Origin of the sequence: Sphingopyxis sp. OPL5, assembly GCF_003797775.2 — a bacterium.
Classification (GTDB): domain Bacteria; phylum Pseudomonadota; class Alphaproteobacteria; order Sphingomonadales; family Sphingomonadaceae; genus Sphingopyxis.
In genome coordinates this window covers 485,303-508,103 of record NZ_CP060725.1, presented here as the reverse complement: position 1 = coordinate 508,103, position 22,801 = coordinate 485,303, and the positions used below count along the sequence as shown (strand labels likewise).

The following is a 22,801-nucleotide window of genomic DNA, read 5'->3' as shown; positions in this document are numbered from 1 at the left end:
AGGACGAAATGCGGCGAGCGAAAGCCGCCGCGCTAATCGCGCGGCGGCTTTGAAACGCCGGTTCCGAGCCTCTGTCAGGGGGCCAGCTTGCCGAGTTCGGCTCGGTGCGCTTCCACCACCGGCACAATCTCTGCTGCCGCCTGCTTGAGTGCGACCGCCTCGCCCGAGGCAGCATAGCCTTGGTGCAGCGCCAGTGCCGCACCATGCGCGGTCTTCTGGTGGTCGAGATAGATTTTGTCGATGCCCGCGGCATCGGCGGCCTTGATGTCCGCCAGCATCTTCTCCTGGTCGGGAGCAAGTGTCGGTGCCGGCGCCTGGACCCCGGCGCTCGCGGCGGCCGCCTTCACTTTCGCGGTCGATTTTCCGTGATTGTCGATCATCATCTCGGCAAAGGCCCTGACCTTTGCATCTTTCGATTTGGCGAGCAGGGCTTTCGACGATTCGATCTCCCAGAGGTCGCCGGCACCCGCCTGCGCGATATAATCGGCCGTGCTGACTGCTTGCGCCGGCGTTGCGGCGGCCGGACCGGGCTCGGGTGCCACAACGGCCGTGTCAGCAGACGCGGCGGCTTGCTCCTCGTCGCGCGTATCGGGTCCGCCGCATCCCGCGACGATCGCGGCGATCGCCGCGGCTCCAATCCATGTCTTCATCTCGTCTCTCCTCAAATGATCTTCTGCGCTTCGGCCTCGCGGCTTTTCCGCATGCAAGACCGGGCCGCGGCGCGCGCGGCCCGGTCTTTCACCCGGAAAGCGGGGGCGAAGGTCAGCTGCGCTGTTTGCCCTGGTCCTTGCTGCCCGACTGCTTGTCGTCTCCCGACTGGCTCTTGCCGCCGTCCTGCTGCTGCTGGCTGCCCTTGCCGGACGAGCTGCCCTGCTGCTTGCCGTCTTTCTTCTCATTCTGTGCCATGACGCATCCTTTCCATGCGGCCCGAGGCGGGCCAATACGGAAACCCCGCGCCTGTCCGGCTTGTTGCGTGAAAGAGGAGCTGGGTTGATCGAAGTTATACGCTTTTGGCGTGCGGCAGCGGTCCGGGGCGCCGTGCGTGTTCCGGCCGCCTTTCGCGACGGCGCGGCCCGTGGCGGCAGGGCGGGGCGGGCAGGCGCGTTCGGGGCTTCGCCGGACTCATCATGCGTGCGGGAGGGCGGCGGCGCGGCGCCGGTGCGGCCAAAAAGGGCCCGGCGCGCGGCGCGGCTCGCGGTCGCCTGACGCACCTTCAACCAAGGCAGGCGACGATCGTCTCGATCACCGCGATCGTTTCCCTGGGGTCGCGCACGCGCACCGTGTCGAGTCCTAGCAACTTCGCCGGATAGTCGTTGCCGCCCGGAAAGATCGCGTCGCCGATGAAGATCATGTCGCCGAGCGCGATTCCGCTCTCGGCGCTCAGCTTCTTGAGTCCATAGCCCTTGTCGACGCCCTCGCGCGTGACGTCGATCGAAGTCGCGCCGCCCATGTTGATCGACAGGCCCGGGAGCCGCTCGCCGAGATCCGCCTGGATGATCCGCCGCTTCGCGAAGTCGGGATCCCAGACTTCCTTGGCGGCGATCGGCGCCTGCTGGCCGAGCGCCGAGAAAGTGATCTGGCTGCCGCGGTCCTCGATGCGGTCGCCCCAGACTTCCTCGGGAACGAACCCCGTCGCCTCGAGCGACGCGTCGAAGGCGGCGAGGATGCGCGCCTTTTCCTCGTCGCTGAACAGCTCGGCATAAAGCGGCGTCCAGGCGCCGCCGCGGTGGACGAAAAGCTTCGTGCCCGTCGTCGGCATCAGCCAGAGCCGGCCCCGATCGGCGTTTGCCGGAAGTCGGCTCGCGACCTGCTTGTCGAACTGCGGCCAGTCGCCTCCCGAAATCACCGCGACCTCGGCGACGCCCAGGAGCTTCGCGATCGCCGCGCCCATTTCGGGGGCGAGCGGCTGCTTGCTTTCCGCCAGCGTTCCATCGAGATCGAAGGCGACGAGTTTCTTCATGATTGTCTCCTCTGTTCGCTGTCGCCGGCGCGCGGCCGGCAAAGCCTCACAATCGCCCGACGCCGGACTAGGTTCCTGCCGGATTTTCCTCGGTCCTCGCTCGAGCGGGCAGCCGCGCCGGCATGGCGGGCAGCGCTCGTCGGCATGGAGGGACCGCGGCGGCGGCGTCAGACCGCTTCCCGGAAGCCCCGCACGGCCAAGGCAACGAGTTCGGCTTTAGAGGCGTTAGCGTCTCGATGACGAGGAAAGCCATTCGATGACGCCGCGCTGGCCTTCGGTGCTCTGGGTGGTTCGCCACGGCCAAAGCGCGGGCAATGTCGCGCGCGATGCCGCCGACGCGGCGGGTGACCTGCGCATCGCGCTCGACCACCGCGATGTCGATGTGCCCCTCTCGGCGCTGGGCGAGCAACAGGCGCAGGCGCTCGGCGCCTGGTTCGCAGCGGGCGAAGAAGACGGCCGCCCCGAGATCATGCTCGCCTCGCCCTATGTGCGGGCCGTGCAGACCGCCGAAATCTTCCGCAGCGCGGGAGGCTGCGCGGCGGACGAGAAAATCTGCATCGACGAGCGGCTGCGCGAGAAGGAGTTCGGCATCCTCGATGGCCTCACGCGCCGAGGCATCGAGGCGGCGCATCCCGATCAGGCCGAATTCCGGCTTGCGCTTGGCAAATTCTATCACCGCCCGCCGGGCGGCGAGAGCTGGTGCGACGTGATCCTGCGCCTACGCTCGCTGCTCGATACGGTCTCGCTCCATTATGGCGGGCGGCGCGTGATGATCGTCGCGCACCAGGTGGTCGTCCTTTGCTTGCGCACCATCATCGAAAATCTGGGAGAGGCCGAGATATTGGCAATCGATAGCGAAGGCGACGTCGCCAATTGCGCGATCACCGAATATCGTTTCGACGCTGACGTGGGCCGCGACGGCAACCTCGTCCTGTCGCGCTACAATGTGACTGCGCCGATGGAGGGTGAAGTCCCGGTCACCCGCGAACCCGATGCGATGGTGGCCGCGCGTGGCTGAGGCAACCCCGCTCGACACCGCCTGGCTGAAGGCGCATCCGCTTCCCGATCATCATGACAATGTCGACAAGAACGGACGCGGCCGGGTGCTCGTGATCGGCGGTTGCCGCCGGGTGCCAGGCGGCATGCTGCTCACCGCCGAGGCGGCGTTCCGCGCCGGGGCGGGCAAGGTGACGATCGCGACGATCGCCTCGGCGGCGATCCCGATCGGCATCGCCTTTCCGGCCTGCGCCGTCGTCGCGCTCCCCGAAACCGAAGCGGGCGAGATTGCGCCCGAGGCGGCCGAACTGCTGCTCGCCGAGGTGGCGCTGCACGACGCCATCGTCTTCGGGCCCGCGATGATCGACGCCGACATCGTCCGGACCCTGCTCGAAGCCCTGCTGCCGGCGCTGCCCGAGGACATCTTCCTCCTCCTCGACGCCGTCGCGCTGCGCGCAGCGGCCGCACATTCGGATGCGATCCGGCCGCGCGCCGCGCACACAATCCTCACCCCGCACGAAGGCGAACTTGCCGCGATGCTCGATGTAGCGAAGGAGGAGGTCGCACGCGACCCGCTCGCGTCGCTCGGCAAGGCGGCCGACCGCTTCGGCGCGGCGGTGATGGTCAAGGGCGCGACGAGCCATCTCATCGCCGAGGGGAGCTGCCTGGCTTATGCGGGCGGCGGGCTCGGCCTTGCCGTCAGCGGCTCGGGCGACGTGCTGGCGGGCCTCATCGCCGGGCTCGGCGCGCAAGGCCTCTCGCCCCTGCAGGCGTCCGCCTGGGGCATCTGGCTGCACGGCGAAGCGGGGCGGCGGCTCGGCGAAACCATGGGGCCGCTCGGCTATCTTGCGCGCGAGCTGCTGCCGCTCGTCCCGGGGCTGATGCGCGGTGTCTGAGCTCGATCTCCTCGACCCCGATCTCCTGCTGCCGATCGCGGGCGCGGTCATCGCCGGCGCGATTATCGGCGGCGAGCGCGAATATCGCGCGAGCCCGGCGGGCCTGCGCACCCATATCCTCGTCGCGCTGTCCTGCTGTCTCCTCATGCTGTCGGCCGTTCACCAGATGGAATGGCTCACCGACACGCCGACCGAGGTCGTGCGCATCGATCCCGTGCGCATGGCGCATGGCGTGCTCACCGGCATCGGTTTCCTGTGCGGCGGCGTGATCTTTCGCGAGGGGCTCAATGTCCGCGGGCTCACCACCGCTGCATCGCTCTGGATGACCGCGACGCTCGGCATCCTGTTCGGCGTAGGCTTCTACGAACTCGCCATCTTCGGCGGCGTCGCGACCTTCCTCGTGCTCGCTGCCGTCACCTGGACCGAGCGCCACGCGCCGCAGCGGCGTATCGCGCATGTCACGCTCGATTATCGGGCGGGCACGAGCATCGCCTCGGCCGAGGTCATCGCCTTGCTCGGGGAACATGGCCTCAAGGCGATCACCGTCGAACAGCGCCGCGCCGGCGGCGCACCCGGCTTTACCGCGATCGCCGCAGGCTATGGCGAGGAATGTGCCGATGCGCTGGCGGCGGCGCTCAGCGGGGACGATCGCATCGCCGCCTTCGACATCAGGCCGCAGCAGGGATGAAGGGTGGGGCCGGAACGGGAGGGCGCATGCCCGCTGGCCGCGACCCTTCAGGCGAGCTCGCTTATGACGCGCTCGTCATCGGCGCCGGACCCGGAGGGCTCACCGCTGCTCTCTATCTTGCGCGCTATCGCCGCCGCACCCTCGTGCTCCATGACGGACGCTCGCGCGCGCTTGGCGCGCCGATGGCCTGGAATGTGCCCGGATTTCCGGACGGGATATCGGGAGCCGATCTCGTCGCGCGGCTCACCGATCAGGCCGGGCGATACGGTGCCGAAATCGAATTGGCGCGCGTCGACTGTCTGTCCGCAGGCGCCGGCGGTGCCCCCTTCGCGGCGCGGCTCGAGGACGGCCGCTGCCTGTCGGCGCGCGGGCTCATTCTCGCGACGGGCGTCATCACCAACGAGGCGGTGCTTGCCAGCGGCGACCATGACGCCGCCGTCCGGAGCGGCGCGCTGCGCTACTGCCCGATCTGCGACGGATTTGAGCATCGCGGGCGCAAGATCGCCGTACTCGGGTCGGACCTTCATGGCGCCGCAGAGGCGATGTTCCTGAGGCAATATACCGACGATGTGACCCTCATCCCCAAGTGGCAGGTCGAGCTCACGCCCGCGCAGCGCGCCGAACTTCTGGCAAGCGACGTGCGGATCGAGGAGCGGCAGCTGCTTCGCCTCGCGCACCGGGACAGACGCATCGCGGTGCAGCTGGAGGGTGCAGAGGACGCGCTTCTCTTCGACACCCTCTATCCGGCGCTCGGGTCCGAACCGCGCAGCGAATTGCTGGCGGGGCTCGGTCTCCAAGGCGACGCCAATCGCTGCCTGCCGGCCGATGCCTTTGCCGAGCCCTTGATGCCCGGCGTCTATGGCGCCGGCGATGTTCTCGCCGGGCTCGACCAGATCAGCACCGCGACGGGCCATGGCGCGGCGGCTGCGACGCGGCTTCACAACTGGCTGCGCCGTGTCGAAGGGCATGTAATGGTGGACCAGCACTGAAGGGCACGGGGCAGGCTATCGCGTCGACGGATGCACGAAAGCTGCTCGGCCGGGCGCGTTCGGCCCACATGGTTGTTGGGCAAAACCTGCCTCGATGGATCTGGCGACGCGACGGGCGGATGGGGCCCAGCCCGCCGCACCGCGTGCAGGATTGATCTCGATCATCACGATTTTCGCGCCTTGGGGTGCCAAATCTGCTATGCAGAAGTGGCTGAGTCCCACCCTCGTCGGCGTCTCTTGCGGCTGCCTGATTTTGCAGTCCGCCCTTTGCATGAGGCCTTCCGATCGGTGCTGAGAGCAGGGTCGCGCTTGCTCCGGAACAGGAATGGAGCATGTCATGCGCCTTTTTCATCTTCTTTTTCATGGCGAGGATGCGCGCGAGCCGCGCCGCGTCGAATTTCGCGCGCCCGACGCCTATCAGGCGTTCCAGTTCGCGCTCAACGATCGCGGCAGTGCCGAGGTCGAACTATGGGACGGCGAGCAGCTTCTCGTTCGCATGAGCAAAACCGAAGCCAATCTCTGGAAGCTGCACGGCCTCCCCCCATCCCAAGGCACCGCGGGGCCCTCTGCTCAGTCAGGGGCGGCCGCCGCCTGACCCGCGCTGCGGAGGTGACGGGCGCGCGATGGACGCGTGACAGGTGGATCACGCCCGCTTGCCCGCCTCAGGCGGGCCGGCCGTCTTGCCCGGCGCAGAGGCCGAGGCATGCATCGACGAGCGCGCTCATCAGCACGGGTTTCGAGAAGAAGAAGCTGCCCTCGACCTGTCGATCGGCAAGCGGCACATTGGCCGAGGCATAGACGACGCCGCCGCCCGGATGAGCGGCGCGATAGGCTTCCGCAAGGCTCCATCCGTCGAGAGCGCCGGCAAGCCGGATATCGGTCACAAGGATATGCGGTCGCTCCTCGCCGATCAGGAGCAGTGCGTCCTCGGCGGTTTCGACCTCGCGAACCGCGAACCCGGCTGCCTCGAGCGCCTCGACGATGTCGATGCGGACGAGCCATTCGTCTTCGGCGACGATGGCCGTGCAGAGAGGGGCGGGGGACGGGTTTGGCACGCTGATGACTTTCGCCCTGAAACATGGATCGAAGTTGAGAGGTCGCTCGGCGTCACGGCTGGGCGCATGGCAGTCTCGGCGGAACGCATCAACCACTCAAGGGTTTCTTTGCCATAGCGAATTCCCGTTTCGGGAACGCAAGGGGCCATCGGAGGGGCAGGGACCATGACATATGCGTGAGACGCTGATCGAGGACGAAGCGGCGCAAGGGGGCTTAGCCGTTCGCGAAAGTGCCGCGCACCTCGCGGCGCTCGTCGACGGGTCGGACGATGCGATCATCAGCAAGACGCTCGATGGTATCATCACCAGCTGGAATCCCGCGGCCGAACGCATGTTCGGTTATCGTGCCGACGAGATCGTCGGCCGCTCGATCCTCAACCTCATCCCCGAGGAACGCCGCAGCGAAGAAACCGCGATCATCGAGCGCATTCGCGCCGGGGAGCGCGTTCCGCCTTTCGAGACGGTCCGGCGGCGCAAGGACGGCAGCCTCGTCGATCTCTCGATCACCGTGTCGCCGGTGCGCCGCGCCGACGGCACGATCATCGGCGCTTCGAAGATCGCGCGCGACATCTCGGAACGAAAGGCGGTCGAGGCGCAGCTCGCCCGCCAGGCCGAGCGGCTGACCCACCTCAATCGCGCCGCCCTCCTCGTCTCGCAGGATCTCGACCTCGAACGGATCGTCCAGGCGGTGACCGATATCGCGACCGAGCTCAGCGGTGCGCGCTTCGGCGCCTTCTTTTACAATGTGCTGGGCGACGAGGGCGAAAGCTATCTGCTCTTCTCGCTCTCCGGCGCCCCGCGCGAGGCGTTCGAGCGCTTCGGCATGCCGCGCAACACCGCCGTCTTCGACCCGACGTTCCGCGGAGCGGGGACGATCCGGTCGGGCGATATCCGCAAGGATCCGCGCTACGGCCTGAGCGCGCCGCACCACGGCATGCCGGAGGGGCATCTGCCCGTCGTGAGCTATCTCGCGGTTCCCGTCATCTCGCGCTCGGGCGAGGTGCTCGGCGGTCTTTTATTCGGCCATGACGAGCCCGCCATGTTCAATGCCGAGGTCGAGGAGCTTGTCGAGGCCTTGGCTGCGCAGGCGGCGGTGGCAATGGACAACGCCCATCTTCACGAGGCGGCGCGCGTCGAGATCGCGGCGCGCGTGAGGGCCGAAGAGGAGCTCCAGCTCACCCTCGCCGAAATGCGCCACCGGGTGAAGAACACGCTCGCGATGGTCCAGGCGATCGCCGCACAGACGTTTCGCGAGACGCCGGCCGCCGAGCGGCAATCTTTCGAGGCGCGCGTCCGCGCCCTTTCCGACGCGCACGACCTCCTCACCGAACGCCACTGGGGCACGGTATCGGCCGGCGAAATGATCGAGCGCGCGCTCCACGCCTTCGACAAGATGAAGCCGGGCCGCATCAGCCTCGCGGGGCCGGACGCCGAGGTGCCGGCGTCGAGGGCGCTGCTCGCGGCGATGGCGCTGCACGAACTCGGGACCAATGCGGTAAAATATGGAGCATTGTCGGGCGATGCCGGCACGGTCGCGGTCGAGTGGGACATGGTGAACGAGAGCGACCGGGATCGGCTCCGCCTGCGTTGGAGCGAGCAGGGCGGTCCCCCCGTTTCGCCTCCCGCGCGCACGGGTTTCGGCACGCGGATGCTCGAACGGGCGCTCCGCGGGAGGGGCGGCAGCGCTGCGATCGAGTTCCGGCCCGAGGGTGTTTGCTGCACTCTCGAGCTTCCTGCATGACAAGCATCGCGGGCGCGGCGGGATCGCGCGAGGCTCGCGCGCTTCGTGGGTCGAGGATCGAAGGTGAGGGTCGATGGTCGAAGGGAGCGGGTCGAAGGGTGGGCGTCTCAAACCTTGCTCGTGGCTGGCGAGTATGGCGCGGCTCGGCTAAGGCGTAGCCATGGCTGGAATTGGATCACGCATCGACGAGTCGGGTACGCTGCTGCGCGTGGCAGGCGGCTTTGCGCTTCGCCGCGACCTCGGCGGCCGCTGGCGGCTCGACCTTCGCCGCACCCCCGTCGACCATGTCGAGAAGCGCGTGCGCATCACGGGCACGCTCGTCGGAGAGGATCTTGTCGAGGTCGACGGCGTCGCCCCGGAAGGCGCTACCGCGGCGGGTGGTGCTCTTCCGGACAGCGGCTCGCCGATCGAAGCATAGCCGCGCCGCCACTGGCCGGAGCTGCCTGGCGGGAGGATCGTAAAGCCGGATGTCCGCAGGCGGTCCGGATGCCTCTCATTTTTGACGGTCTCGAGCCGCGGAACAAAGTGCTGCGGCGCCGGTTGAACCTTGCATGACCGAGACCATCGCAACCCCCGCACCCGCCGCCGATCCGGCGCGTATCGTCGTCCTTCTCTGTGCGCTGGCGCAGATCGGAGCTGCCCTCTTGCCCGTGATAGGGATCGGCACGCCGGTCGGCGATCGCTCGGACGCCGTGCAGACGCTGATAACGCCCGCGGGCTGGGCCTTCTCGATCTGGGGCGCGCTTTATCTGGGATCCCTGGTTTTCGCGCTCCTCCAGTTCACCGCTTCCGGGCGCGATAGCGCGTTGTTCGCCGCGCTGCGCTGGCCTGCGGCCGGCGCCTTTCTCGGCAATGCGCTTTGGGCCACCTGGGTGCAGCTTGGCGACATAGACGCGGTATCGACCCTCATCATTTTTGGCTCGCTTGTCTCGATCCTTCTTGCCTACCGGCGCTTCGCCGCCTGGAACGCGCCCTTTTCGGCGGCCGAGCGCTGGGGCGCCATCCTGCCGCTGTCGGCGCTCGCTTCCTGGTTGACCGCAGCCTCGATCGTCAATGTCGCGGCCACGTTGCGCTACTATGGCGTCGACGCTGCGCCCGATGTCGCGCCGCTCATCTCCGCCGCGATTATCGTCGTCGGCGGTCTGATCGCGGCCACGGCCCTTGCGCGGGGCAAGGGCAATCCGCCCTTCGCCCTCGTCTTCCTCTGGGCGCAGGCAGCAATCTTTGCAGCCGGCGGACAGGAGGCGGCTGCCGTCGCGGTGGCGGCAGCGATCGCGGCGATCCTCGTGCTGATCGGAATTTCGCTGGGCTGGCGCGACGGCGGCGCGCACCATTGGACCGGTTCGAGATCGTAATTCTGTCTCGGGGACGCTTGAGCGTCTTCGCCGCAGTCGGTTTGAATTCGAACATTGCCAGGGTTGATCGCGTGATCGGCACCTTCTTACGGCCAGGGCCACCGGGCGTCGCCGCGTCCCCGCGGCCAGCCGCGATCCCGACCCGCGCTTGAGGCGTCTGCCGGGGCGCGGCCCCGGCGCAACGGGCTTCGCCCGTCCTCCACTGCCGTTGCGGCCCTCTGGGTGCGCCGGCGCCTTGCGGCGCCCCGGCTGCCTTCCTGCGCCGCGGGACGGGCTCGCGGGCAAGGTCAGGAGACACATCATGGGAGCCATCGGCTTCGTTAGCGGCACGATCGAGAAGGGCTTTGTCGGCGAACTTCGCACCCTCTCGATCCGGGTGCCGATCGAAATTCGTATCAACCGCGGCAAGGGGAGCGATGTGCAACCCGACTACCGCGTCTATTCCGACGACGTCGAGATCGGCGCGGGATGGGTGCGCCTCGCGGCAGTTTCCGAGCGCCGCTATGTGTCGCTCGCGCTCGAAGCCCCCGAGTTCGGGCAGCGACGACTTTATGCGAACCTTGCCCGCGCGGCGGGGCAGGACAATCCCGACGCTTATGCGCTGCTCTGGAACCCCGCCGACTGACGGCGTTAGAAAAACGCGCGGCTTATCCTCGCACTGGCTGCAATAGCTGGTGCGCAGGAGGCGCCGCCTTGATAGGGTGACGACGATGAAAAGCGGTATCGACCATCTTCCCCCGCACAAGCAGCGTGAACTCGAGCGCGTCGTCGAGATCGTCTTCGAAGAATTCGAGGATGCGCTGGCGCTCGCGACGCAGGGCTGGAAGAAGAAGGGCCGCATCTCGAAAATCATTCTCTACGGCAGCTATGCGAGGGGAGGCTGGGTCGACGAGCCGCACACCGCCAAGGGCTATCAGTCCGACTATGACCTGCTGATCATCGTCAACGACAAGCGGCTGACCGATCGCGCCGACTATTGGTCGAAGCTCGACGACCGGCTCATTCGCGAACTGTCGGTAACGAAGACGCTGCGGACGCCGGTGAACTTCATCGTGCACAGTCTCGACGAGGTGAATAGCGGGCTGTCGCAGGGGCGCTATTTTTTCATGGACGTCGCGCGCGACGGGATTGCGATTTATCAGGCGGTTGATGATGAGTTGCCTGAGCCACAGCCTAAAACGCCGCATGCAGCGCTGGAGATGGCGCGGGAATATTTCGATGAGTGGTTTCCCAGCGGCGGCGAGTTCTTCGATAACTATAGCTTCAATCTCGCTAAAGGCCGGCTGAACAACGCCGCTTTTCAGCTCCACCAGGCGACAGAGCGGTTCTACAACTGTGCGCTGTTAGTCTGCTCATTTTATTCGCCGCATGTGCATAATTTAGCGTTTCTGCGGACGCAGGCTGAGCGTATCGATCTTCGGCTCGCGGACGTCTGGCCGCGTGACGCGAAATCCGACCGGTCACGTTTTGAGAAGCTCAAGGAAGCTTACATCAAGGCGCGCTACTCGAAGCATTATCGCATTACCGAGAATGAGCTTTCCTGGCTCGGCGAACGCGTCACAGTACTGGCAAAGGTGGTGGAATCGGTTTGCGCCGAGCGGATCGCTCTGCTGGAATCCACCGCAAAGCAGGCAGGCTGATAAGGCTCGACCGCTCGCTTATTTGCCGCGGAACCGTTCGAATTTTTCTCGGGCTTCGGCGGTTTCGACTGCGATGCTTGCGTTCTGGCACTCATCGCCGCGGTGAGTATCGTCCTCACAAGCAGCGACGATGTCCCGCGCTTCCTCCAGATGGCTCTCGAAATACTGCAGACTGCGCGGCTCGCTTCGTCCGCACGCCGCCAAGGTGACGGCAATCGCCAAGGTCATGATCGCACGCAAATCGCCACTCCTGCTGAACCTCCGTGGCCCAACTTAGCGTCGCAGCTCATAAGTGCGAGGTCGTCGACCAGAGATGCATCCAAACTGAGAGCATCTCTCAGGCGGCTTTGCGCCTCATGTCGGTCGTTATGAGGATGCTTAGATTGGTCTGAAAGCAGACACTCGTCTCTCGGCACGAGGCCATATTAATTTGCCAATACTGGCCGTCCGACTGGATCGCGTCGCTTGATCTGCGTATTCTCCAGAAGGTGCTCTTCATGTCGAGCCGCACCGCGGCGGAGAGGGGGGGGCTCCACGAGCTTCAGATTGTTCCGTATCGGATGGATTTTCTCCGCTCCGATTGCGCGCGTCTTGATCGCCCGATAGCATGCCGAGAGACAGGCGGTCCTGCGAACATCAGTGGCGACAGATCGTAGGGCAAGGGATCATGGTCGCAGCTGAAGCGCCGAGCTTGGCTATGACGTGAGAACCGAAGGCCTGTCGAAGCGGGGTTGAGATGATGCCTGGACGTTGAATGGCTGCGTTCCAAACGGAGACTTGATGTGAGCAGCTTTACCTTTGTCCATGCGGCCGATCTTCACCTCGATAGCCCGCTCCTTGGATTGGCGGGCAAATCGTCCGACTATGCCGCGCGCGTGGAAGCAGCATCCCGCGAAGCTTTTGACAATCTGATCAAGCTGGCGATCGACGGACAATGCCGGTTCATGTTGCTCGCAGGAGATATTTTCGATGGAGATCTGCGCAATTTCCAGACCGGGCTCTATTTCATTGAAGGGATGCGCCGCCTCGGTGCCGCGGGCATCAACGTTTACATGGTGCTCGGGAACCATGATTCAGAAAACCGGTTTGCCGAAAAATTGTCTTTGACGGACAATGTCCATGTCTTTCCCAAGGCAAAACCCGCGACCCATCTGATCGAAGACTTGGGTGTGGCGATCCATGGGCAAAGCTTTCCGCGCCCCGATGTCTCCGAAGATTTGGCGCGGGGCTACCCGCCGGCGCTCAGCGGGGCCTTCAATATCGGCGTGCTGCACACTGCTTGCGCGGGCAGCGAAGGCCATCATGCGCGCTATGCTCCCTGTACGCCCGAGCAGCTAGCCAATCATGGCTATGATTATTGGGCGCTGGGTCACGTCCATGCGCATGCCATACTCTCAGAATATCCGCACATCGTATATCCCGGCAATCTTCAAGGGCGGCATCCCCGCGAAACGGGGCCAAAAGGCGCGGTCCTTGTCACGGTCGACGAGGGCAGGCTTGCCGGTCTCGAGCATCGCGCGCTCGATGTCGTTCGCTGGGCTACGCTTAGGGTCGACGCCAGTGGCGTCGAAGAGGAGCGTGATCTGCTGGACCTGATCCGCACAGAGCTGGCCGCGTGCCTCGTCGACGCAGGCGGCAGACCGGTGGCGCTTCGTCTCTCAATTGTCGGAACATCGCCCCTACATGCGCGGATGATTTTGGGACGCAGCCGCTTTCGTGACGATATCGAAACGCTTCTTGCAACGCTCTCGCACGATATATGGCTGGAAAAGCTCAAGCTTGAAACGCAGCCTCCGGCGGCAACGGAAGCGATCGACCCGACCGTTGCCGGGCGGCTCGACCGGGAGTTGGTCCGTCTGAGCAAGGACAAGGCGCTCGACGCTGTCCTGGAAAGCCGACTCGTCGAAATCCGGGCGAAGCTTCCCGCAGGTGCGCATGCCGATGCCTTCATCGAGCAGATGCGCGCCGAGATGCCCGAACGCGCCGCAACGCTGGCGCGCAGCTTGGTAAGCGAAGCCGACCATGCGCCTGACTGAACTCAGCCTCGAAAATTATGGCGGATTCGCCAACCGCGAACTGACGATTCCTGAAACAGCCGGGCTCACGCTCGTGTTCGGCGCCAACGAGGCGGGGAAAAGCACGTGCCTCGAAGCCATCAGCGATTTTCTATTCTCGATCCCGAAAAATACGCAGCGCGGAAGCTTGTTCGGATATGACGGCATGCGCATCGGCGCTTCCATGCGTCTCGTCGACGGGACCTCGCTGACGCTCAAAAGGCGCAAGGGCAATGGCCGGACGCTGGCCGACGCGGCAGGCACCGCATTCGAGGATAGCATTCTCGCTCCCGTCCTGGGGGCCATTACCCGCGACCGGTTCGAAACGCTGTTCGGGCTGAATCACGAAACGCTGCGTAATGGCGGCGAACGGCTCTTGCATGCCGAAGGCGAGATAGGCCGGCTGATCGTCGAAGCGGGCGGCGGTTTGCGCGCCTTGGTGAGCCGCCTCGACGATTTGGGCGCCGAAGCGAATTTGTTGTTCGACACGCGCCGTTCGGCAAGCCGCCTATATTATCAGCAGTTGGCGGTCTTCGAGGCGGCCGACAAGACGGCCCGGGGTGCACAGCTTTCCAGGGAGACTTACGAGCAATCCCGTAGAGCCGCGATCGCGGCGGAAAAGAGCTTGAGCGGTTTGCGCGACGAGCGCCGCAACTTGGCCATATCTCGGTCGAAACTGGAACGCGGGTTGCGCGTGTCCCCCCATCTGCGCCAGCTCGACCATCTGACGACGGCACTCGCCGCATATGAGGACATAGCATTTTTTCCCGCCGATTTTGCGGCGCGCGCGCGGGCTGCGGCCGATGCGCGCGATGCCGCGGTAAATGCCCAAGAAAGGGCCGTAGAACGCCAGGATCGCATCAAGGCGCGGCTCGATGCCATCTTTGTAGACCTGCCGCTGAAAGAGCGCGAAAGCGACATTCGAAGCCTCGGGGAACGAGCCCTGCACGTCAGTAAGGCGCGGTCCGATCGCGCCAATCGTCAAGCCGAGATCGACAAGGGTGAAGCCGAGATGGCTTCGTTGCGCCAGATGCTCGGCGTGACGCCCGATACAGACCTCCTGCCGTTACTACCCGGGCAGGCGGCTCTCGAGAAGATCCGCCGCCTTGCCGATGAAGCGACCGAACGCAGGCCCGGCCTTGCCAACGCCGAGCAACGAGCGATCGAGTTACAAGAGAAGATATCGGTGCTGGACGATCGCCTCGATACCGCGCGGCAAAAGGGTTTTGACGTTCCATCCGAGGCTTCCTCGTCCGCGTTCGCCAGTCTCGCGGCTCAGAAATCGTCGCTGCTGGCTCGCCAGCAGCAACTCGATGCTGGTACCGTCACGCTATCGACCGCGCTGACCGCGCTCGGTTTCCGCTCGCTCGAAGAGCTTGCTGCCTTTGCCTGTCCTTCCGCCGACGATATCCGGGCCGAAAAAATTGCCCAGGAGGGGCTGGCAGCGCAGATTGACGCGCAAGCCCAGCTCAAACGTCAGGCCCAGCGCGATATTGCAACCGCCGAGCGTGAGGCTGCCGACCTCGAGGCTTCGGGACGGATCGCGACCGATGCGTCACTTGCTGAGGCACGTGAACTCCGTACCGAAGCCTGGACTCCGATACGATCCTCTTATGTGGACGGACAACTGCCGGAGGACGGCAACGTCCGCGAACAGGGCGCTGCGGCGTTCGATGCAGCGCTGACGTCTGCGGACGAGCTGGCGGACCGCCGCGCCGAGGAAGCCGAACGCGCCGCCTCGTTCGCGCAAACACACCGGCGTATCGCGGAGGGCAAGGACAGAGTATCGGCAGCGCAGGAAGAAGAGAGCGCATTCACGCAGCACTATGAGCGAAGGGTGGCGGCCTGGTCGAACAGCCTTCCCGAAGCCCATGCCAGACATGCCGATCTCCCCGCGTTGCTTCTGTTCGCCGAAAAGCGCCATCAACTGCTTCAGGACGCCGAAAAACTCGGCCAAGAAGCCAATGCGCTGCATCTTGAAAATGCGCAACTCGCGCCGACGACGGACCTGCTCGAACGCGTGGAACGCGGGCGCGGCTTGGATCCATCCCAGCCATTCGGAGAGCGGGTGGGCGCTGTCCAGAGCGCTATTTCGAGACACGAGCAGGCGCATGCCGATTTTCTGCGCGATGAGCGGGACCGGGCGGATCTCTTGCGGCAGCACAAAACGTCGGAAACGGACCTGCGCGATTTACGGGCAGCACAAGCGACCTGGGACGCCGCATGGCCACTCGCATGCAGCGTCCTTGGGCTCAGCGGCGACATTGCCCCGGCACAAGGCAGCGATGCTGCCGCCGAATGGGCCAATGCCCGCGGCGTGCTCTCGGCGATCGGACAATCGCGGCATCGCCTCAAGCGAATGGACGAGGACGAAGCCCTCCTCGGATCGGACGTTGCTGCGGTCGCCGCCCAATTGCAGATCGAGGTGGGCAGCGATTGCGTCGTGGCAGCGCAGATGCTGGTCACGCGGCTCGACGCCAATGTCATCGCGCAGACCCAGTATGACGGACTTCTCCCGGACTATGAAGAGGCGAAGGTGGATAGGGGTCTGGCCCAGGATGCGCTGACGGCGGCCGACGAGCAGCTGGCGAGCCTCGCCGCGATTGTCAAATTAGAGGCAACGACAGTCCCCTTGGCGGATGCGGCCGCCCGGTGCGAAGCGCGTGCTGCCCTGCTGCGCGAGAAAAGCCAAGCTGAACACACCGCAAGCGAAATCGGGGACGGCCTTGATCTTCTCTCGCTGCGGACCGAGTGGGGCGGCCGCGACCTCGATGAAATTCGTGCCGAGCTCGAAGATCAGACGTCGCGCGCGGCAGAGGTCGAAAGCGAGATCGAAGCGGCGGTCCTCGCGGAGAAGCAGGCGCTGGACGAACTGGCCGGCTATCTCAGTGAAAGCCAGGTCAATCATGCCGTGGCCGAACGCGAGGCTGCTAGCGCGCAAATGCATCTCGCTCTCGAGCGCTATCTCGAATTATCGGTCGCGCACGACCTTGTCATCTCGGCGATGGCCACCATACGCTCGGAGCAGCAGGACCCCTTGATTTTGCGCGCCGGCGCGCTTTTTGCGGCAACAACGCTCGGCGAATTTTCGGGCATCGAAACCGATATCGACGACAAGGGGCAGCCGGTCGTCGTGGGACGCCGCGCCAATGGCGGCCGCACCTCGGTGGCTATGATGAGCGACGGGACACGCGATCAGCTTTTTCTGGCGTTCCGGCTCGCAAGTCTCGAAAATTATGCCGAGGCAACCGAGCCGCTGCCCTTTATCGCCGACGACATTTTGGTCCATTTTGACGATGATCGCGGTCGGTCGACACTTGAGCTTCTCGGTGAATTTGGCAAAAAAAATCAGGTACTTCTTTTCACCCATCATCGAAGTGTCCGCGATATGGCCATGCCGCTGGTCGAGCGCGGCGATGCAAGCGTCATTGACTTGGCGAGACCCGCATGAATTATCCCGGCGGCAATGTAGTGCTCGACTTCTGCTCTGAAATCGTCCGGCGCCGGACCTTCGAAGATTGCGTTTCCGGCTTTTGAGCGGTGCTACAGCCTTTTGGGGGATGGCATGACGGATGATGTGGGAGCCACAGGCGGCGGCTCGGATATGGCGCAGGCTGGATCGTCGCCGGCGCCGCAAACCAGCATCTGGGAGGAATTGAACCAATGGGGCAGCGGGCTGCCCGACTGGCAGAGGCTCATCCTCTCGCATAGCGTGCGCGATGGAAGGCTGACTGATGACCGGGTCGGTGAAAGTTACCGCCTGTTTCTTCGCGAAAAGACGCTCGACAAGGGGGATGAAGAGCTTCCTACAGTGCCGAGCTCGGTCACGGGTCGCGCTCCGGCGCAGGGGACGCCGCTTCAGCTCTTGGGCGTCAAAGCCCTGACCAACGTCAACGCGATCCCCGAAGCCGCGCATATCCTGTTCGGACCGCAGCTCACAATCATCTACGGCCATAATGGCGCAGGAAAAAGCGGATTTGCCCGCATTCTCTCGCGCGCCTGTTTCAGTCGCTCCAATCCCGAAATCATTCGCAACATTTATGAGGACGGCGCGGCGGATAGCCCGGCGACCGCGCAATTCATCGTCAACCGCGACAATGGCCTCGATGAAGACATCGCTTTCACGATCGGCGACGAACATCATGATCTCAAGCGGGTCAGTGTTTTCGATTCCTCGGTCGCCCGTATCCACCTGGCCAAAGAAAATGAACTCGGGTTTCAGCCTGCGGGATTCGACGTCTTCGACGAAGCGATACGCGTCGTCACCCTGATCGGTCAGAAGCTCGACGCTGACGTCCAACAGAAGACACGACCCAACAAGTTCGATCAGCTCTTCGCCGATCCCGGCCTCGTTGCGGACCATATCTCGGGACTTACCGCCCAAACCGATGTTGCCGCACTGCAGGCGCTCGCAACCTTTGGTCCGGAAGAGCAGGAACGCCTCGAGGAAGTGGCGCGGCAGGAGAAGGAGCTTCTTGCCAAGTCGCCAGTTGAAACGCTGAAAGCCTTGGCGGCGGCGCGCACAGATATCCAGGCGCTGCATGCGAAGATCCCGATCCTCGCTGGCAAGCTCGGCGCCGACGCCGCCGACCGGGCGCGCACGCTGCTCGCAGACCATAAGGCGGCATTGCTCGAAGCCGTTAAGGCGGGGAGCGAGTCCGTATCGCACCCTGGTCTCCATCAGACCGGATCCCGCCAATGGGACGCCTTGGTCCTCGCAAGCCGAACCCTCGGGCAAGCCGAAGCCGAATTTTATCCGATCGACGGCGATCCCTGCCTGCTTTGCCATCGTCCTCTCGATACGCCGTCGATTACGCTCATCCGGCGTATGTGGGCGTATCTGGACCATGAGGCACGGCAGAATGCGATGGCTGCCGACGCGCGGATCAACAGCCTTATCACCGAACTAAAGGCGCTCGATTGCGCGCTGCTGCCGATGGACAGCCGTATCCGCTCGGACCTTTCGAAGTTCGACCCTGCGCTCATATCCGCGATCGACGCGATGGCGGCTAGCCTCGACAAAAGGCGCGCAGATTTGGTCGATGCGCTCGAGACAGGCGTGGCAGAGGGTCTTCCGACGGGCGGGTTTGCCATCGCAGACGACGCGCTTGGAGCGGCACTGGTGAAGGTCGATGCCCAGGATGCCGCGCTGCGCGGTGGAAAATTCGACGACCTTCTCGCCAATTTGAAACGCGAGCATATCGAACTTCGGCAGCGACAGGTCTTGAGCAAGAATATCACCGACGTCCTTTCCTTCGTCGACGACCTCGCGTGGATCGACAAGGCAAGCCGCGCTCGCCCGAACACCCGCTTCGTGACCGATCGCCAGAAGCAGATGTTCGAAAAGCTGATCGAGGGAAGCTATAAGGATCGGCTCAAAGACGAGTGTGAGCGCCTTCACTGCGCCTTACCCTATGAATTCAAGGCGCGGGGCAGTGCAGGAAAAACGCTTCGCGGCCTGAAAGCGAAGGGCGGTCACAAGCCAGACGATATCTTCAGCGAAGGCGAGCAGCGCGCCTTGTCCCTGGCAGATTTCCTCACCGAGGTGAATCTCAATCCCGCCAGCGCCGCTATCATCCTCGACGATCCGGTCACGTCGCTGGACCATCAGCGCAAAATCGCCATCGCCAAGCGGCTGGTCGAGGAAGCGGCCGTGCGACAGGTCATCATCTTCACGCATGATCTCGTGTTCCTGACGCTGCTATCCGATCATGCCGAAACACTGGGGCATGCGATGCGCGGGCATTGGATCGATCGCCATAACGATCGTCCCGGCCATGTGATCATCGATGAGATCCCCGCGAACACCAAAGTCTATCGCAAGACGACCAAGGCCAAGGAATTCCTGGCGCGCGCAAAAAGTGCGAGCGGGCGTGAGAAGGTCGATCTGGTCCGGAGCGGTGCCGGCGCGCTTCGACGCACGATCGAGGAGGTCGTCATCTTTCACCTGTTCAAGGATACGGTCCGGCGCTGGAATGAGCAGATCCGGCTCGGCGCGATTGGAAAGATCGCCTGGTCCGACGCCGTGGCCGATGAAATCGTTACGCTTCAGGACGACACGTCGCGTCTCCTGGAGGGCCATTCCAATTCGGATGAATTTGCCGGCGGAATGCCCGATGTGGACGGGCTCGAACGGCTGATCGGCCGCGTCGATGCCGTCATCGACCAGGTCAAGTCCGAGCGCAAATCATCCTAGCCCGCCGGATCTGACGGGGCGTGCTGATGTGACGGCGTGCCGTTGCACGATGGCAGGGTGAGCGCCCGCCTCATCCTGTGTATAGCCATGAGCCCGGAACCGGAGATGGACCGCGAACAACCTTATGGCAGGAACGAAGTCGCGCGTGGGCACATCACAGGGCAAGAAGCTTGGAGGCCGCAAGGCGGTCGGCGGCGGCGTCAATTTTCAGGCGGCGGTTACCGCCATCGTCGCGGTGTATATCTTGCGCGGCACTCCGCTCGGATGGCCGAGCATCCTGAAGTATCGCGACCGCGCCCATGGCTTTACGCGCGGCAGGCTGATCGTGCGCCGCGCGCATCGCGCCAGCACCGTCGACGATTTCGAAGACATGCCGACCTATGTCCGCACCTATTAGAAACGGCTTAGCGACCGAGCTCGGTCTTCGAGTTCAATGACCGGAATCGGGACGCCCGGTCCGCCGTCCTCATAAAGCACCCCAGAAAGACCAAGTCTTGAGTTGCTTTGTGACCACGTTAGACCGACGACGGCGATAAGATTCTGAAATCTGGGGGGCACGATGAGTACCGAGAATGTGATCGACAGCCTAAAGCTAGCGGTCGATAACCGATCGCTGACTGTGGACGTGCTGAACCTTGTTCTACCAAACGGCAAACCTTACGATATGGAGGGTCAGCTTTGGGACTATAAGGTTAAGATGCCAGTCCTCGGCACCGACCCTGCTGAAGCCGACAAGCAAGCGCACCGCGTCGCGATCGGCGAACTCGTCAAAGATGCCGTCGCCTTCCACAATGCATTTGGTGGCTACATCATTTTTGGCATCAGCGACAAGGGCAAGAACCGATTGGTCGGGGTCGGTGATACTTTCAATTGTGCGGAGTTCAACAAATCGGTGCAGCGTTACGCGGGCACCAGTATCGAGTGCTTCTATAACAATCTCGACTTTTCGCATCCCGGATTGTCAAGACCGCTAACGATAGGACTGTTGCTGATCCCGCGGCGGGCGGTGGGTGCTCCGCCGGTTAAGATGCTGCGAAAAGGCCCCGAGAAGTCTGATGGCAAACTAGTTTTCCGCGACGAGGTTTATGTGCGGGTACGCGATGAATGCAGGGCCGCCGCAAACACTCACGAGGACTGGAAGTTTCTTCACTCCGATCGTCTTCCGCCGGAACAAGTGGCCGGTTCGATGGCTGTGCCAGTCCAGTCACATTTACCCGCTCGCGACGACGATCTGATCGCCTTCGTGGGTCGCGATCAGCAGCTTGCCAGCCTTCGCCAGTGGATTGGGGACCCTCGCAGTCCCGTTCGGTTGGTCACAGGGATCGGAGGCCTGGGAAAAACTACTCTGGCGTACCGATTTGCTGAAGAAGTAGCAGATACCGGTGCTGGCCAAGTTGAGGCGGTAATTTGGCTGACAGCCAAGGCGCAGACCTTTTCAGCGCTACGAGGAAAAATGGTCCCAACTTCGCGCGTCGATTTCTCTGATTTGAGTTCTTTGTTCAATGCGATTTTAAAGTACCTGCACTTTGAGTTACCCGTCTCCGAGGATGAGCCAAGCCTCGCTGAAATTACCGACAGGCTCGTAGAAGGCTTGCTCATCATCCCCTCTCTAATTATCGTCGATGACCTCGATACATTGATGCCTGACGAGCAAAAAGAAGCAGTCTCCGCATTAAATAGCCTCGCATTACGTACTGTTGGCCGCGAACAACCGCCGTCGCGAGTCCTCATGACCTCACGAATTGACCAAGGTCTTCCTCCAACAGCAATCGTCAAGATTCGGGGCCTTGAACGCGATGCTTTTGATACTCATCTCGGCAATCTGTGCGTGGCCTTCGGCATCGCACCATTTGTCGGGAACGATCTCGATGACGTGTTTGAGGCATCGTCGGGCTCCCCTCTGTTCGCCGCGTCGATCGTCCGGCTGGTTAAACTTGGGGAAGATCGCCGCGAGGTAGTCGAAAAATGGAAGGGCGCTGACGGTGAGGAAGTGCGCAGCTTCGCTTTCGAGCGCGAGCTTGTACGCTTGAGTGCTATTCAGTCGCGTGTTCTCTACGCAGTAATGTTACTCGGAGAGACCAATCTCAACGATATTGCAGAAGTTCTTGAATTGCCTGCCCGTACAGTGCGCGACCGCGTGTCCGAACTACAAGCCTATCACCTCATTTCTACCATTACGCGGACGCACGGCGACTCCGCAATCAGTGTCCCAAGCGAGCTCCAAGCCGTTATCGACCTGATTAAGGACAATCTCGGCGCGATGGCTCAAACCGTGGAGGCGGCAGTCGCGCGAGCTCACGAAAAAAGTGGGAACCAAGATCGACAGGTTGGCGCGGGCATTCGAACTATTGTCCGTTTGTGGACGGCTGAACAACAAAATGAGGCATTGATCGTTGCTCAAGAGCTTAGCGAAAAATTTCCTGGAAATGGGGATGCCGCCAGCATCTTGGGATCGGCCTATCTCCGTCTCCGACCGTCAAAATACCGAGATGCTGACCGAGAATTGGATCGCGCCGTAAAACTTGGAAGTACAAAATCTGAGCTTCTACCTAATATCATCCAGGCAAAGACAGCACTTGAAGACTGGGCTGGACTACGTGATTTCACGAGGACCCGCATCTCAAATGAGACTGGGCGCGACATCTCGCTTTCCGCGCACCTGAACGCCAACAGTCAACTCATCAAGATCGCTCGCGTTCGCGCCGATCGGAAGCGCGTCGCCGAGCTGTCTATCGAGGCGGTCGAGAGGATCACTGCCAAAGTGAGACGTGCGCGGCTGGAGCCGAACTATTTTGCTTCGCTTACAAGTCAGCGTATGGATTTTGCACGCTCCTACATCGAAGCAGTAGATCTAGATAACCCTCAGAATGGGGATCGCCTCCGCGTCTTCGAAGCAGTCGCCCGTCTGGCCGCTGCCGATGTCATTATCTTAAAATTGTTAGAGAAGGGCGTCGGTGCATTAGAGCAGTGGTGGAAGGACGTCGAACGACGGCCGGTAGCGGATATATCGGCGTGCAAAATCCTGAGCAGGATGCTAGCAAAACTTGAAGGAATGGAACAGGAGATAGCCGGCTTCAAGCGCGATACATCTGTGTCTAGCGATATAGCATCTCGCCGACGTGAACTTGAGTATCGTGGCGGCGCATTACAAGCATCTATCGGATAACAAGGTCCGAAAATCGCACAAGCCAACAATGTTCTCGGTCAATCTATTCAGGATATATTCCACTT

Annotated in this window: 20 protein-coding genes; 15 read left to right on the top strand and 5 right to left on the bottom strand. The window is 63.2% G+C overall.

What is annotated here, in order from left to right:
- Positions 1-74: 74 nt before the first annotated feature.
- The 3 genes from EEB18_RS02435 to EEB18_RS02425 form a co-directional block, all read right to left on the bottom strand.
- On the bottom strand, positions 75-650 hold the full coding sequence (locus EEB18_RS02435; RefSeq protein WP_187140787.1) for a DUF4142 domain-containing protein: 576 nt from the start codon (positions 648-650) through the stop codon (positions 75-77).
- A 112-nt stretch (positions 651-762) separates the two neighbouring features.
- Positions 763-906, bottom strand: coding sequence for a hypothetical protein (locus EEB18_RS02430; protein WP_156377776.1), 144 nt, complete (start codon positions 904-906; stop codon positions 763-765).
- A 307-nt stretch (positions 907-1,213) separates the two neighbouring features.
- Positions 1,214-1,960, bottom strand: coding sequence for an HAD-IIB family hydrolase (locus tag EEB18_RS02425; RefSeq protein ID WP_137892532.1), 747 nt, complete (start codon positions 1,958-1,960; stop codon positions 1,214-1,216).
- Positions 1,961-2,216: 256 nt separating this feature from the next.
- On the opposite strand from EEB18_RS02425, the gene EEB18_RS02420 reads away from it, so the two are divergent.
- The 5 genes from EEB18_RS02420 to EEB18_RS02400 all read left to right on the top strand — a co-directional run bounded on the left by EEB18_RS02420 (position 2,217) and on the right by EEB18_RS02400 (position 6,124).
- On the top strand, positions 2,217-2,978 hold the full coding sequence (locus EEB18_RS02420) for a histidine phosphatase family protein (RefSeq protein WP_187140788.1): 762 nt from the start codon (positions 2,217-2,219) through the stop codon (positions 2,976-2,978).
- The gene (locus tag EEB18_RS02415; protein ID WP_262408075.1) at positions 2,971-3,852 is read left to right on the top strand and encodes an NAD(P)H-hydrate dehydratase; all 882 of its coding nucleotides are present in this window, start codon (positions 2,971-2,973) and stop codon (positions 3,850-3,852) included. Before EEB18_RS02420 ends, EEB18_RS02415 begins: the two co-directional genes overlap by 8 nt.
- On the top strand, positions 3,845-4,540 hold the full coding sequence (locus EEB18_RS02410; RefSeq protein ID WP_054728014.1) for an MgtC/SapB family protein: 696 nt from the start codon (positions 3,845-3,847) through the stop codon (positions 4,538-4,540). Before EEB18_RS02415 ends, EEB18_RS02410 begins: the two co-directional genes overlap by 8 nt.
- Positions 4,541-4,566: 26 nt before the next feature.
- A complete protein-coding gene (locus EEB18_RS02405) occupies positions 4,567-5,529 on the top strand; it encodes an NAD(P)/FAD-dependent oxidoreductase (protein ID WP_187140790.1) in 963 nt (320 codons plus the stop codon).
- Positions 5,530-5,866: 337 nt separating this feature from the next.
- A complete protein-coding gene (locus tag EEB18_RS02400) occupies positions 5,867-6,124 on the top strand; it encodes a hypothetical protein (RefSeq protein WP_187140791.1) in 258 nt (85 codons plus the stop codon).
- Between the two features lie 67 nt (positions 6,125-6,191).
- Here the strand turns inward: EEB18_RS02400 and EEB18_RS02395 are convergent, their stop codons facing one another.
- Positions 6,192-6,584, bottom strand: a complete 393-nt coding sequence (locus EEB18_RS02395; protein WP_222943139.1) for a response regulator — start codon at positions 6,582-6,584, stop codon at positions 6,192-6,194.
- A gap of 172 nt (positions 6,585-6,756) precedes the next feature.
- Between EEB18_RS02395 and EEB18_RS02390 the strand changes: the two genes are divergently transcribed.
- The 5 genes from EEB18_RS02390 (at position 6,757) to EEB18_RS02370 (ending at position 11,320) form a co-directional block, all read left to right on the top strand.
- Entirely contained in the window at positions 6,757-8,325 is a 1,569-nt protein-coding gene (locus tag EEB18_RS02390) for a sensor histidine kinase (protein WP_187140792.1), read from the top strand.
- Between the two features lie 160 nt (positions 8,326-8,485).
- Positions 8,486-8,743 carry a DUF5818 domain-containing protein gene (locus EEB18_RS02385; RefSeq protein ID WP_187140793.1) on the top strand — a complete coding sequence of 86 codons (258 nt, stop codon included), beginning with the start codon at positions 8,486-8,488 and terminating at the stop codon, positions 8,741-8,743.
- 133 nt (positions 8,744-8,876) lie between these two features.
- Complete coding sequence (locus tag EEB18_RS02380; RefSeq protein ID WP_187140794.1) at positions 8,877-9,680, top strand: hypothetical protein; 804 nt, start codon at positions 8,877-8,879, stop codon at positions 9,678-9,680.
- Between the two features lie 301 nt (positions 9,681-9,981).
- Positions 9,982-10,305, top strand: coding sequence for a DUF736 domain-containing protein (locus tag EEB18_RS02375; protein WP_187140795.1), 324 nt, complete (start codon positions 9,982-9,984; stop codon positions 10,303-10,305).
- 85 nt (positions 10,306-10,390) lie between these two features.
- Entirely contained in the window at positions 10,391-11,320 is a 930-nt protein-coding gene (locus EEB18_RS02370) for a HEPN domain-containing protein (protein ID WP_187140796.1), read from the top strand.
- Positions 11,321-11,338: 18 nt separating this feature from the next.
- Here EEB18_RS02370 and EEB18_RS02365 read toward each other — a convergent pair whose 3' ends face one another.
- Positions 11,339-11,560: an EexN family lipoprotein gene (locus EEB18_RS02365; protein ID WP_234716152.1), complete on the bottom strand. Its 222-nt coding sequence runs from the start codon at positions 11,558-11,560 to the stop codon at positions 11,339-11,341.
- A 542-nt stretch (positions 11,561-12,102) separates the two neighbouring features.
- On the opposite strand from EEB18_RS02365, the gene EEB18_RS02360 reads away from it, so the two are divergent.
- The 5 genes from EEB18_RS02360 to EEB18_RS02340 all read left to right on the top strand — a co-directional run bounded on the left by EEB18_RS02360 (position 12,103) and on the right by EEB18_RS02340 (position 22,736).
- Positions 12,103-13,356 (top strand): exonuclease SbcCD subunit D, encoded by a 1,254-nt coding sequence (locus tag EEB18_RS02360; protein WP_187140797.1) that lies wholly within the window; start codon positions 12,103-12,105, stop codon positions 13,354-13,356.
- Positions 13,343-16,825: an ATP-binding protein gene (locus tag EEB18_RS02355; protein ID WP_187140798.1), complete on the top strand. Its 3,483-nt coding sequence runs from the start codon at positions 13,343-13,345 to the stop codon at positions 16,823-16,825. The genes EEB18_RS02360 and EEB18_RS02355 overlap by 14 nt, the downstream gene beginning before the upstream one ends.
- Before the next feature lie 114 nt (positions 16,826-16,939).
- Positions 16,940-19,570: an AAA family ATPase gene (locus EEB18_RS02350; RefSeq protein WP_187140799.1), complete on the top strand. Its 2,631-nt coding sequence runs from the start codon at positions 16,940-16,942 to the stop codon at positions 19,568-19,570.
- Between the two features lie 145 nt (positions 19,571-19,715).
- A complete protein-coding gene (locus EEB18_RS02345) occupies positions 19,716-19,967 on the top strand; it encodes a hypothetical protein (protein WP_187140800.1) in 252 nt (83 codons plus the stop codon).
- A 162-nt stretch (positions 19,968-20,129) separates the two neighbouring features.
- The gene (locus EEB18_RS02340; RefSeq protein ID WP_187140801.1) at positions 20,130-22,736 is read left to right on the top strand and encodes an RNA-binding domain-containing protein; all 2,607 of its coding nucleotides are present in this window, start codon (positions 20,130-20,132) and stop codon (positions 22,734-22,736) included.
- Positions 22,737-22,801 lie beyond the last annotated feature (65 nt).